Origin of the sequence: Galbibacter kalidii, from assembly GCF_026241135.1 — a bacterium.
GTDB lineage: Bacteria > Bacteroidota > Bacteroidia > Flavobacteriales > Flavobacteriaceae > Galbibacter.
The window spans coordinates 53,898-66,227 of the sequence record NZ_JAPFGA010000001.1 but is presented as its reverse complement, the minus strand read 5'-3'; the positions used below and the strand labels follow the sequence as shown (position 1 = coordinate 66,227).

13 protein-coding genes are annotated in these 12,330 nt (G+C 40.8%); 1 reads left to right on the top strand and 12 read right to left on the bottom strand.

Annotation, left to right across the window (positions count from 1 at the left end; translation table 11 throughout):
• Positions 1-16 precede the first annotated feature (16 nt).
• Genes OOZ15_RS00320 through OOZ15_RS00310 form a run of 3 tightly spaced genes read right to left on the bottom strand, consistent with a single transcriptional unit; the run spans position 17 to position 1,798 of the window.
• Positions 17-631 (bottom strand): class I SAM-dependent methyltransferase, encoded by a 615-nt coding sequence (locus OOZ15_RS00320; RefSeq protein WP_265953628.1) that lies wholly within the window; start codon positions 629-631, stop codon positions 17-19.
• 18 nt (positions 632-649) lie between these two features.
• Complete coding sequence (locus OOZ15_RS00315; protein WP_265953627.1) at positions 650-877, bottom strand: hypothetical protein; 228 nt, start codon at positions 875-877, stop codon at positions 650-652.
• Between the two features lie 12 nt (positions 878-889).
• Positions 890-1,798 (bottom strand): NAD(P)/FAD-dependent oxidoreductase, encoded by a 909-nt coding sequence (locus tag OOZ15_RS00310; protein WP_265954073.1) that lies wholly within the window; start codon positions 1,796-1,798, stop codon positions 890-892.
• A gap of 195 nt (positions 1,799-1,993) precedes the next feature.
• On the opposite strand from OOZ15_RS00310, the gene OOZ15_RS00305 reads away from it, so the two are divergent.
• Positions 1,994-2,368: a Fur family transcriptional regulator gene (locus OOZ15_RS00305; protein ID WP_265953626.1), complete on the top strand. Its 375-nt coding sequence runs from the start codon at positions 1,994-1,996 to the stop codon at positions 2,366-2,368.
• Between the two features lie 158 nt (positions 2,369-2,526).
• Here OOZ15_RS00305 and OOZ15_RS00300 read toward each other — a convergent pair whose 3' ends face one another.
• The 9 genes from OOZ15_RS00300 to OOZ15_RS00260 all read right to left on the bottom strand — a co-directional run bounded on the left by OOZ15_RS00300 (position 2,527) and on the right by OOZ15_RS00260 (position 12,199).
• On the bottom strand, positions 2,527-2,721 hold the full coding sequence (locus OOZ15_RS00300) for a hypothetical protein (RefSeq protein ID WP_265953625.1): 195 nt from the start codon (positions 2,719-2,721) through the stop codon (positions 2,527-2,529).
• A 110-nt stretch (positions 2,722-2,831) separates the two neighbouring features.
• Complete coding sequence (locus OOZ15_RS00295) at positions 2,832-3,866, bottom strand: terpene synthase family protein (RefSeq protein ID WP_265953624.1); 1,035 nt, start codon at positions 3,864-3,866, stop codon at positions 2,832-2,834.
• 972 nt (positions 3,867-4,838) lie between these two features.
• The gene (locus tag OOZ15_RS00290; RefSeq protein ID WP_265953622.1) at positions 4,839-6,773 is read right to left on the bottom strand and encodes an OmpA family protein; all 1,935 of its coding nucleotides are present in this window, start codon (positions 6,771-6,773) and stop codon (positions 4,839-4,841) included.
• Positions 6,774-6,791: 18 nt separating this feature from the next.
• A complete protein-coding gene (locus tag OOZ15_RS00285) occupies positions 6,792-7,727 on the bottom strand; it encodes a PorP/SprF family type IX secretion system membrane protein (RefSeq protein ID WP_265953621.1) in 936 nt (311 codons plus the stop codon).
• An 11-nt stretch (positions 7,728-7,738) separates the two neighbouring features.
• Positions 7,739-9,010 carry a T9SS type B sorting domain-containing protein gene (locus OOZ15_RS00280; protein WP_265953620.1) on the bottom strand — a complete coding sequence of 424 codons (1,272 nt, stop codon included), beginning with the start codon at positions 9,008-9,010 and terminating at the stop codon, positions 7,739-7,741.
• 59 nt (positions 9,011-9,069) lie between these two features.
• Positions 9,070-9,894, bottom strand: a complete 825-nt coding sequence (locus OOZ15_RS00275; RefSeq protein ID WP_265953619.1) for a hypothetical protein — start codon at positions 9,892-9,894, stop codon at positions 9,070-9,072.
• Between the two features lie 13 nt (positions 9,895-9,907).
• Positions 9,908-10,699, bottom strand: a complete 792-nt coding sequence (locus OOZ15_RS00270) for a hypothetical protein (RefSeq protein WP_265953617.1) — start codon at positions 10,697-10,699, stop codon at positions 9,908-9,910.
• Between the two features lie 16 nt (positions 10,700-10,715).
• A complete protein-coding gene (locus OOZ15_RS00265; protein ID WP_265953616.1) occupies positions 10,716-11,474 on the bottom strand; it encodes a hypothetical protein in 759 nt (252 codons plus the stop codon).
• A 50-nt stretch (positions 11,475-11,524) separates the two neighbouring features.
• Entirely contained in the window at positions 11,525-12,199 is a 675-nt protein-coding gene (locus tag OOZ15_RS00260; protein ID WP_265953614.1) for a hypothetical protein, read from the bottom strand.
• Positions 12,200-12,330: the final 131 nt, after the last annotated feature.

Genomic DNA, 12,330 nt, shown 5'->3' with positions numbered 1-12,330 from the left:
TTTGTTTTTATGTTACTCATAATTTGGTTTTGCCTTTTTTACATTTTATCAAGTAGAATGGTTGACTTTCGTTAATTTCTGTGATTTCAAAAAGTCCTGTTTCACCAAATTCTTCTTGCACTGATTCTTTGTCGTAATAAAATAGCTTTGCTCCTTCGTGAAACTCATAACGGTCTTTACTAATACGTTTTCCTTTGCCAAAATTTGGTGCTTCTTTTGTTATAGCTGTAAAAACCATATAACCGTTTTCGGTTAGTTGGTTATAACAGTTAAGGATTAGTTTTTCTCTTTCTTCTTTGGCCATTAAGTGAATTAATGCATAGCAAAAAATTCCTTCGTATTTTCTGGAGTCAAAAGGCATATCGATTACAGAACCGTGGTAAATGGTCATATCAGTTCCATAATGTTTTCTTGCCAACTCAATAGCGGTTTTGGATATTTCTATACCTGTTACATCAAATCCATTGTCCTTAAATATTTGGGCGTTTCGCCCATAACCCACACCAGGAATAAGAATATTTTTTACATTTTTTTTAATAAAAAAGTCTTTCGACAAAATAGCCGATTTAGCAGGTTTCAAGCCCCACATTTCCTGCTTTTCTTTAAAATTTGACTCCCAAAATTCTGCCATCGTATTACAAATTTTATCTTATAAGATATCACATTCAAAGCCTAACTTATTAATTGCCGACATAAAATCTTCCACCTCAATAGTATTTCCCTCAACCCTGAGTATGCTATGATCGTAAGGGTAATTGATGATTGTTCGTTCTATATCAAAGCTAATCTTCAATGTCGGAAAATTATTCTCAAGAGTTGTTATAATGTCAACTGCTTGATTTTTATTGGGAATATTTGTCATGAAAACTTCAATCATAGTTAACCTTACTTAAAATTGTTCATCGGATAATTCTTTATTAACCATGGCCCCCGCTATATTTCCGGTTGCTACTGCATAAGCTACCGATCGCATTGGACTGGAATTATCTCCACAGGCGAAAATACCATCAACGGTGGTTTGCTGTAGAAAATCTACTTTGATATGACCTTGCTCGGTCAATTCACATCCTATTTCAATTGGAATGGAAGTATGCTGCTCAAATGGAATCAACGCATAGGCTGCAAGGAAATTTTCTTTACTACCATCCTTGAAAACTATTTTTTTGAGATAACCATTTTGATGTTCTATTTCCGATATTTCCTTTTCGATTACTGCAATATTATGCTTTTCGAGTTTTTTTAATTGTGATTCTTCAAAATCCATTCTATCATTGGTCAAAATGGTCAAATCATTGGTAAGGTTATTGACCAAAGGAGCAACATGAAATGCTCTTTCTCCATTGGCTATAATTGCTGTTTTTACAGCTTTGTGTTCATAGCCGTGGCAATAGGGGCAGTGTATTACAGAAATTCCCCAGCAGTCCGAAAACCCCTTTATGCTATGCATTATGTCCTTAACCCCTGTGGCAAAAATTAATTTTTTTGCTGTAAATACCTTACCAGTTTCTGTTTTAATTTTAAAACCTGAAGGAATCTTTCGCCCCTTAATTGCAACGTCTTTTAGAAAAGAAACTGTGTTGTATTGTTCAACTTGCTGCTTGGCAATGGTAGAAATTTCTTTTGGTGTTTTACCATCTTGTGTTAAGAAGTTATGTGAATGAGGTGTTTGTCTATTACAGGGCTTTCCACTATCAATAATTAGCACATTTCGCAAAGAGCGACCTAAAGTCATGGCTGCGGAAAGCCCTGCATAACTTCCGCCAACAATAATCACTTCAAAATTTTCATTTTTTTCCATAACATTAAATTTTGTGAAACTGGTTATTGAAATAGGCAAAGTAATAGCCAAAGCAACTGCACTTTCTTGCTTGATTACTTCTCTTCTAGTCATTAATGCAATTATATCGCATTAGTTTGTTTAGCAAATATATTATTATTTTGTATTATTGCAATAGTATCGCAGTAATTTATTACGAATAAATCGCATTAATAAATGAAAAGGAGAAACACACCTACAAAAGAAGCTGTTTTAGATGTTTTGGCGAAGACAGGAAAAGCAATGAGTCAAGATGCGATTGAGCAGAAGATTGATATTGATATAAACAGGGCTACTATCTATCGTATTTTAAATCGCTTTTGCAATGACGGAGTTTTACACAGAGTTGTTGCTGAAGATGGTAAACAGTATTTTGCCTTATGTGTTAAGTGTGATGAAAATCAAAAACCATTACACCATTTTCATTTTAGGTGTATTAAATGTGAAACTATAGAATGCCTCCCGGTTGAAGTTAATTTTTCAATTCCAGATGAATACTTGGTTGAAAATGTGAATTGTGTTTTAACGGGAACATGTAAAGAATGTTCTTAATATTGGGATTCATGGATTATTTAAAAGCATAATATTAACTAAGGCTATTTCTTAATTAAAAATAATTTCAATGTCTTTATGAATACTTGCAGAATTCACAATATAAATCTTCATGGGAATATTGCATGTTCTGTTTAGGGACTTCCTTTTTAAGGATTTTAAATCCATCTTTGCTCAAAATCCAGTTTTAAATAACCGCCTCCAAAATTGCCTCTTACATAAGTGCTCTTGTCAATGATTTTTTCCAAATCATATTTTACGGAATGGAATTGTTGCTGAACTTCTTCATAACGATTTCGGTAGTGGTTCAGTTCTTCATTTTCTGTAATCAGTACCACATTGTTCAAATTCAAAGAAATCTTCTTGTGGCTCGTTCTTTTTGGGATTTTCCTGAAAGAGCACTTCCAACATATATGTAGTATAGAATTGACCCCTGTGCCAATAAAATACTGAAAGAAAACCTTTAATTGGTCTTTTTTACCTTTGAACGTTCCCTAAAATTGTCCTCTATCTCCAGGTAATCGGGTGAGGCTACCCACCCGCCATAACTGTACCGTTTCAATTCATAGAAAGAACACCGTTTCCAACCCGTAGCGGTCATGGAAACATAGTTCACATAATTGCCCACATGCTCGTTCCATTCATCGCCAAAATCTGGCAACGAAAATTGTAACTCTCGAAACTCACGGTTATGCTCATTAAAAATCTTAATCAGTTCCTCGACGGCCTCTTCCTCAGTCCAATTGTTGTGATGCATCATGACCGTTAATAGGTTAAGGTATTTTCCTTCCTCATTGTCCAAGTCCTTAAAATAGGATTCTGCATCATTGTATCGGGCTATAGCGTTACCAGCCAATAATTCCAGTTTTACAATGTCCGGGTGCGAAAGGATTTCTTCAGGCAGTTCAACCTTCATCTCCACCGGCAACAAGGCATAAAATGGGCGCATGCAGATGGATTGCGAGCGGACACGGATCACCTCTTCCGCAGTGGGCCACACACCGCCATTGCGGTATTTACTTTCCATGGCTACACCTTGCATGTAAAAATCCACCATATCGGCAAAATGTGCAACGGCCTTTTCAGACATATAGTAAAGTAGCCCCCGCCTCAGACGGTATAGTTGGCCGCCTAATATATAATCCGTCTCATGTGGCATCATCTGGCCTTTTAAAATCGCTACGACCTCTTCGGCGGCCTCTTTGACTCGGGATTCGCTACGCTGCTCGAAAATGTCGTCATGAGCCATGGTCCAGGTCATGAAACGGCTCAATACCAAGAGTCTTTCATAACTCACCGTGGGAAACCACCAACCGGCAATATACGCGGTCTTGGTACCTTTAAAGGATTTTAGTACATTCTCTTGATAGCCCAGTTCCCGATATTCAATATCGATAAGGAAATCCTCGACATGTTTTTGTGCTTTTTCCGCCAAGGGGTTTTTAAGAAAGGGATAAGGATAGATTAATCGACTGGTAATGTGATCAGGTGCTTTCATACTTCTTTTTTTAGAAATTAATATTGCTTTTTTGAAGCCTAAACCAAAGAGAAGTGTTGGTACTAGAAAAAACAATCCTGTTGGTATTAATGAAAGTATGCTTAGAGGGAGATATATGCAAATTACTCATTTTATGTAAATTAATACGTAAAAAAAATGAAAAATTTTCTTTCATAAATGATTATGTTTTAGATTGTACCATTGATTTTATCAAATTCGATCAACATTTCTTGAAAGCTTATCATATACGAATGAAATAGGATCTACCCTATATTTATAAACCCACTATTTCCCCAAATTTGACGAAGAGCCAGTTTCGTCCGTTGCTCTATGATCACTTTAACTCGTTTTTAGTGGTATACTACAACCCTGTCCCCGTTAACTTGTTTTAGGGTGATCAGGAAACCACTTTCTCAATAATTTTTATCCTGTGGTAGGTAATATTTTTTCCGATCCCCGCCAAAAAGGACCTTTCTCCATTTAGGAAATTACTTCTCCTTTTAAGACGGATTCGCAAAAGATGTCATTTCGATGAATCCTGCAGAGCAACGGAGAAATCTTAACAATAAGAACAAAAATATTATCTGTTCACAGATTTCTCTCATTTGCTCATGCCGGCACAACCAAAAGTTTGAAATAACAGTTGACTGTATTGCCAGGGCAGGCTTGGGTGTAATCATAACGGAATCATTATATTCCTATTGATCCTTTTACATGTATGCAGTCCATTCAAAATAATTTTTCAAGATCATTAAATATTTCCGATTTGGTTTTTGATATGTCCAGCGTAAAAATCCCCTGGAGATTCTTTGATCTTTCCTCCAGTTCTTTTTCAAAAGTACAGTGTAAGATCGGTGTCTCCGAATTGTATACCCTCACTATAGAAAAATTAGCGAAAATATTTATCTTGGGGAAACTCATGTTAATTCATATATTCCGCTTTATATTGTTGATATATCCATCCTGTTTTACTTATAACTTGCTCGCAATAAACTCACTTCGCCTGTTCTGCTGATGCTCTTCTTCGGAGCATTTTATCCCGTTGACACATTTGTTCAACAATTCCGATTCTCCATATCCTTTGGACGATAGCCTGCCCAAAGCTATGCCTCTATCAATCAGATATTGCATAGTTGACCTAGCCCTCCTATCTGACAAAAGCAGGTTGTAGGCATCATCCCCTCTACTGTCGGTATGTGAACGGATGTCTATCCTCAATTGAGGATATTTCTTCATCACGACCAATATCTTCTGCAGCTCTACCTCGGCATCTGGTCTGATGTTCCATTTATCAAAGTCAAAGTAAATGTCTTTTATGCCCAGCATCACGGCCAGATTGTCGCCTTCCAACAGGTCGTACTCATTGCGTTTGAGCTCAAAATTGAGTTCCTGTTCTTCTTTTCCCTCCGGGGCAAAGGTCTCATCGGTACTATACTGTTCCCTGGAAGCTCTTACGCGATACGAAACAAACCTGTCTGTCTCCACTTCATAGTTCCCTAAAGAATCGGTATGTGTTGTTATTTCTTCTGCTCCCGTTTCATGATCAAGCAGGGTAATGATACTGCCCGCCAATGGCTCTTTGGTGTCTTTGTCCCTCACCTGTCCGTAAATACGACTCCGGAGCAAGTCTCTGATATCCTTGTGCTCCGTAAATGCATAGATGTCGTCATAGCCCTTACCTTCAGGCCTGTTTGAGCTCACATATCCTTTATGGGTTTCCGTATCGATCGTAAAAGCAAAATCGTCCATTTCCGAGTTTACAGGCCTGCCGGTATTGATCAGGTTTCCGGGACCATTGTTTTTGAACTGCACATAAAACACATCATAGCCTCCCAAACCGAAATGCCCGTCTGAAGAAAAGTACAACTCATTCCTTGCTGTTACATAGGGAAAAGATTCCCTGCCTTTTGTATTGATCTTCTCTCCCAGGTTCTCTACTTTCCCCAGACTCCCATCAGCATGAATCGCTGTCATAAAGATATCGGTGGCTCCTATGGCCTCCGGACGATCCGATATAAAATACAGCTTGTCTTCAGCAGGACTCAGGGCAGGATGTGCCGTTGAGTAATGGTCTCCATTGATCGACAGGTCTTCTATATTCCCCCATCTCCCCTCTTTAAAACTAGCACGGTATATCTTTAAATGTTTCGTCTGATCCTTTTCCTTGGTCATCCCCGGGGTGGTATTGTTCCGGGTAAAGTACATCGTTTTCCCATCCCGGGTTATACAGGGAGAGGACTCATGGAAACGGGTATTTACACCCCCTTCCAGTTTTTTAATATCCCCGTATTCTCCATTATCGTTTACGGGTACTTCGTACAGATCCAAAAACGTAAGGCCGTCCCAGGCACTTTTACGTTTTAGTACCGTACCCGTATCGCGGGTAGATGCAAAAAGTAATTTCCCATTGCCAATAGCAACCCCAAAATCGATACCATCTGTATTGAAAGGCAAGGTTTCCATATCATACCTGCCCGAATTCTTTTCAATGATCTTCAGGTAATCGGAAGCAGTAAGCAATCCCTCTTTCTCAATACCAGCCTTTTCTATATAGGTGTCAAAAAACTCCCGAGCCTGTTTGTCCTTTCCTGTGGCTTTCAGGGTCTGGGCATATCGCAGGTAGTAAACACCTTCCACTGTTTCTTCCATTCCAAACAATTCGCCATACCATTTAGAGGCTTCCTGGTACCGGGCATTGAAATAATAGGTATTGCCCAGCTTCTTGAAAAGTTCTGCCGACCTGTATCCTTTTTGGGCTACTTCTTCATAGATCTCCGAGGCATTGATAAAAGCCAGCTGGTTGTATTTTTTATAAGCTTTCTGCATTTTCCGTTCCTGGGAGTAACTCCCCATTAACATAAAACTGAAAAAAAGTAATGCAATATATCTTCTGTACTTATGTCTCATTTTGTTCAAATTTTACCATTAAAAAAACCTCGGATTAACCGTTCTTCGCACACTGGTTTTCAGTTCAAACCTCAAAAAGATTTCATGTGAACCCGAATTGTAATTACCTAGGTCTGTGGTGTCATAATCATAGGCATAACCTATCATGAGCTGATCCGACACCTGAAAACCAGCCAAGGCACTTACCGCAGCATCCAAGCGGTATGCTGCCCCCAGGGTGAACTTTTCGTTGAACAGGAAATTGGCAGACAGATCCAAAGCCAAGGGTGCCCCCGTAACGCTTTTTACCAACACTGCCGGTTTGAACTTGGCGCTATCGCCCAAATCGAACACATATCCCCCAATCAGGTAGGCGTGTATTTCTTCGGTCACCTCGGAACGCTGCACATCTTCGCCATAATGCTCGGTCTTTAACAAGTTGGGAGACGAAAGCCCCACGTACCAACGATCGCTACCGTGAAAGTAAGCTCCAACCCCTATCATGGGAGAAAACCGGCTTACATTGTTTTCAAATACTGATTCTGGGGCCTCTTGGTTCAGTTTTGTATAGTCCACCTCCAAGTTGTTGACCCCACCTTTGAGGCCGAACGACAGCTTGGTATTGCGGGAGGTCTGTATGGTATAGGAAAAATCCACCGCTAGGTTGTTCTCTATGGACGGGCCTATCTCGTCCCTGACAAAGCTTAGCCCAAGCCCTACACCTTGCTTGCCCACCGGGCTGTTGACGGAAAAATTCATCGTGGTCGGTGCGCCTTCCAGTCCTACCCATTGGGCTCTGTACAGCCCATACAGCGACAGCATGCCCCGGTTGCCCGCATAGGCAGGGTTGACCGTGTGCGTGTTGTACATGTACTGGGTATATTGTGAATCCTGTTGGGCCGATACGGCCAAAGGAACTGACAACATTACCAGCACCAAAAACACTTTGCAATATGTAAGATAACGTCTTGCCATTTTATATTGTTTTATTGATCATCTGTTGTTAAGTATAAATAGCCGGCATCTTTGTAGTGTTGAGCGCCGGATGCATTTTCATAATCGAACTCCAGAATGTAGAAATATGTCCCCGTGGGCAGTTTTTTCCCCTCGTTTATGGTCATACGCCCTTCGGAATAGCCCCTGAACACGTTCCCGTTGCCGTAATTGTCCTCTTTATAAACCTCAACCCCCCAGCGGTTGAACACGGTAACCGAAATGTTCGCTACGTTTTGGAAACAGTTCGTGTCCACATCACCGCCGAGCAGCGATAGGTTAAAATAATCGTTCACCCCATTACCGTTGGCCGATACAGCATTGTATACCTCTAACTCGCAGGGTAAATCACTGTTCACTCTCGCCAGGGTAAACACGCCATAACCGGAAACCGCTGTGGTCACGGTTTGATTATCCAGATCGGCAACACCGCCCTCGTCCGTCCAAATGGCGTTATCTGCGTCCCACCTCACAATATGGATATTGTCTTCCTGAGCACCATCAGTAATCTCAAAAGGGGTGGTGGCATCCCGCCAGGATAGCGTTAACAAGACATCTGAATTCCCAAACTCCCTATCTACTGTCCAGTATTCGGCGGTATCGATAAGTTCTATTCCCTCCCCTTTTTGATCAAGTGGGTAAAGCCCGTCCGGGTTTACCAAGAAATACTTCCCCGTAAAACCATCGGTTTCGGTTTCGGGTGCCGTTATGCCCGCAAACCGGTAAAACCCTCCGTCCCCAATAGGGTATAAAAATTCGGTACTGCCCTCCTTGAGCACATAGCCATCTACATGGCTACCGTCGGATGTGCCGGTATGGAACCCCTCCTGTTCAAACACGAACAGCCCGCCATAATCCTCATTGTCCACAATACCGGTTTCAAACATACTTTCATTGGCCACGCTCATAACACTGTAAAGCTGAAATGGCACGGCTGAAGTTGCATTGTCGAACAAAGCATTGTATAGATAGCTACGTTGTGTGCCCGTAAACATTTGAGCGCCCGCAAAACCCTCAAAACGCGTCAGCCCGCCTTCCACATAATCCACCACCCCATCATTGTGGAAACTCTGGTAAACAAAAAACTCTCCATCGTTGACCAGCTCCCCGCTTGTTTCATTTATAAAATCCCCTACCGTGGAGACCTCGGTCCCGGGCAGGATCGTCATTTCCCCGGTATTGACGGTTTGGCTATACGCACCAATACAACAGGAGGATCCTATGACCATCAAAGCTGTTATACGTTTTTTTATGACTGTCTTCATTTTTTGTGATTTTTTATAAACTAAATGCTCTCTTTTATCATCATAGTCTCTTCCCTATTTTACAATGTATTGTTTATCTGACTTAACAATATGTTAGAACGGACTGTACTGTTAGGTTCAATGGTAATATCTCCACCCCCTGTGTCCCTGTAATACCGGTTTACCTGAAAGATCAACCGGTCATCGACATCCAATTTTAAGGCCCCGGAAATATTAACTATATTGGTGAACAGGCCTCCCGAGGGGAAACCACTGGCTCCCTCTAAGTCAAAACTGGAGTTGGAATTGGAAGCGTTATTTCCATTGACAAGTATTTTTACCTCGAATGCATCCCTCGCTGTTACACCAGATGTTTTACTGATAAATGCAACTGCCATCATAAAATAGGTTCCCGCCTTTTTTACAACAAGCTCACCATTGGCATTGAGCTCATAATTTAAAGGATCATTGGACTGCAATGATTCAAATTCCAGAGTCCTGACACTAGTAGCCAGATTTTCTGTAATGGGACCTTCTGTAAAATCCGCCATACAAGATGCATAGGTAGCAGGTATGTTTGATGTTTTGGTTCTAAGAGATATAAAAGGTTGCCATGCGGTGCCGTCCCACCAGTAAAACCCCCTATCGTTGTCATTGGTTTCATAAAATACCAACAGCCCTGTTTCTTTGGGGTCTCCTATGTTTAAAGAAGTTACCCTTGGCACAATAATCCCGGTATCGTTGCTCGGGTTTACCTCATCCACAGCACGGATATCCAGGGTTGTAATAGGGGTTGAGGTTAAAACTCCTGTCAACTCTGTTTGCGAGTACAAAACACTGCCAAATAAAAAGCACATTAACCAGAGTAGTAATTTTGGTTTTATATCGTATTTTGTTGTCATCATAAATTGATTTTTATTATTCCAGATAAATTAAAGTCAGGGTATAAGGGGAGCTAACTTCCACCTCATTTGTGGATGTAGCACTGGAACGTGCTGTTTCTACCGATAAAGCATCCCCTGCGGATAATGTTTCCAATGCAGAAACCGTAAAGGTGGTTGACCTCTCATTATTCAAAGTTGACGGATTTGCTCCTATAGACACAAAACTGGGAGAAAAAGTGGTCCCATTAACCAAAATTTCCAAGGTAAAACTCTCCGCTATATTTTCCTGGGGATCCGTGGGGCGCTGTTTTTTGGTCACTCCTGCTGTGAGATAGATCAAATGCAACCCGCTTTTGCCAACAATCACATCCCCATTGTTTAAAGAATAATCAGGATCGAGGTTATCCATCTCCGTGAATGAGGTTTTTACTGGGCCGGATCCCGTTCCCATGGTATTATCAAAAACAGAGCCCATTGCAATGGTCTTTGAAAAATCGAGCTTAATCGATTTGCTTTGCATGATATATTCCCAGTTGCCCGCAGGATTGTCCCAATAATAGAAACCGTCAAGCTTGGTGTCTGTTGACAGTGGTTCTTTTTCATAAAAAATAAGCATCCCGTTTTGATCTACTATCGGGTCGACCACCGGAAAATTAAACACTTTTGGTATGCTTACGCCTGTACTATTGTCCGGCGAGATCGGATCTATAGCCCTTACATCGAGCACAGCCAATGGTAAATCAGTGCCAACCCCGGTTTTTATGGTTTGCCCCGTTATGTCCAGGCTAACCAGAAACACGATAAGGCATACAACTAAATTTCTCATGTTATTATCTTTTGAGTTAATCGTGTAAAAACAAAAGTGTTATACTATTCACCCCATAGGCCTGATACGAATTGGGAGATTCATTACTTTTTAATATGGTTGCCGTTAAGACATCTCCCTGATTTAAGTCCACTATACCACTTAATGCCGAGCTCGTTGCCGAAGGCAATTCATTAGGAACCGAGGATGTAACGGTCATGTCCGGACTACTAATAGTAACCCCGTTCTTTAAAATACTATAGAGGAAGTTGGCCTGGCTTATCGGTGTAGTCCCCCCCGACCTTTTTACATTATTATTAAAAATAAGCAGGTATTTTCCCGTTCTTCCAACAGTGAAGGCATTGCCGGTCACGCTAAATCCGGTAGGATCAAAGGCTTCCAGTTCAGAAAAGTTCAATGTCCGTGAAAGGCCCGTACCCGTATAGCCAACACCTGTTGCAACATATGCATTTTCATTAAGCCCCATCTCCGTATTGGAGACAAACGGAAGCCATTCTACACCATCCCAATAATAAAACTGATCTTCCAACACCGCATTGTCTTTGAGAAAGATCAACTGTCCCGTAACTATCCCTTCTAATGGAAGATTATTTACCGTAGGTATTAACACTCCGTCTTCACCTGTCGGTGTAATTTTGTTAGATGGCTCTATATTCAAGGTTGCTTTCGGGTCTGTGGTATTGATCCCCGAATTTTGTCCGAAAACATTCAATGTGACTAAAAAAAGTCCTATTGTAGCTATCGTTAGTATCATATCCTTGATTTCACCTGTCATAATCCATTCTATTTTATCACTATTACTTTTCAATTGTCACAACTAAAAATCTAGTTTGTTTTGTATATCGTAATATTGGTTACATTACCAGACCCTGATGCTCCCGACTCATTTGCCAACAGCACACCATTTCCGGAATTACTTGCGTAAGCAATACAACGTATCTGAAAACCGGAACCCGGAACATTGATCATTGTAATATAATTGAATATTTGCCCAACACCTCCGGAACGATCCACGGCCGCCCAATGGCTTCCTCTGCCAATATACAGGCCTGTGGTATTGTCAAGTATCCCTAAAAGCAAATGATTCCCTGCTATAAATTCCGTAAATCCACCTTGTAACATTACATGATATAAACCCGGGGTATTAAATGTTAATATTCCCGTAGCATTATTATAGCTATAAAAGGGTGAAGTTGCTATCGGGGTGTCAAACAATATCGTATTTGCAAGCGCATCACTTGACAGGGTTTGATCTGTGGTCAACTGCGAATGAAAAAACGTATAATCATCCGAGTCTAACGTTTTTAACACTCCATCCGCATCGGCTACTACCCTTCGGTCTATGGTTCCGTTCCCCACATTCACGCTAATGTTGCGTACCCGTACATTTCCGTTTACATCGAGTGTTTCTGTTGGGTTTTGCGTATTAATCCCTGTTGTCTGTCCGAAAACATCCAACATCATCAGAAAAGATCCGATCGTGAAAATAACTTTTGTCATATACTAAACTGTATTTGTTTTCTTCTAAACTTCATTAATTCATCTTTTCTATTAAATTTGGATTGTTGACCCGAAGCCCTTATTCTCCGGGTCAATCCAATCCAAAAAACACTACCTACCTAATCCAATTC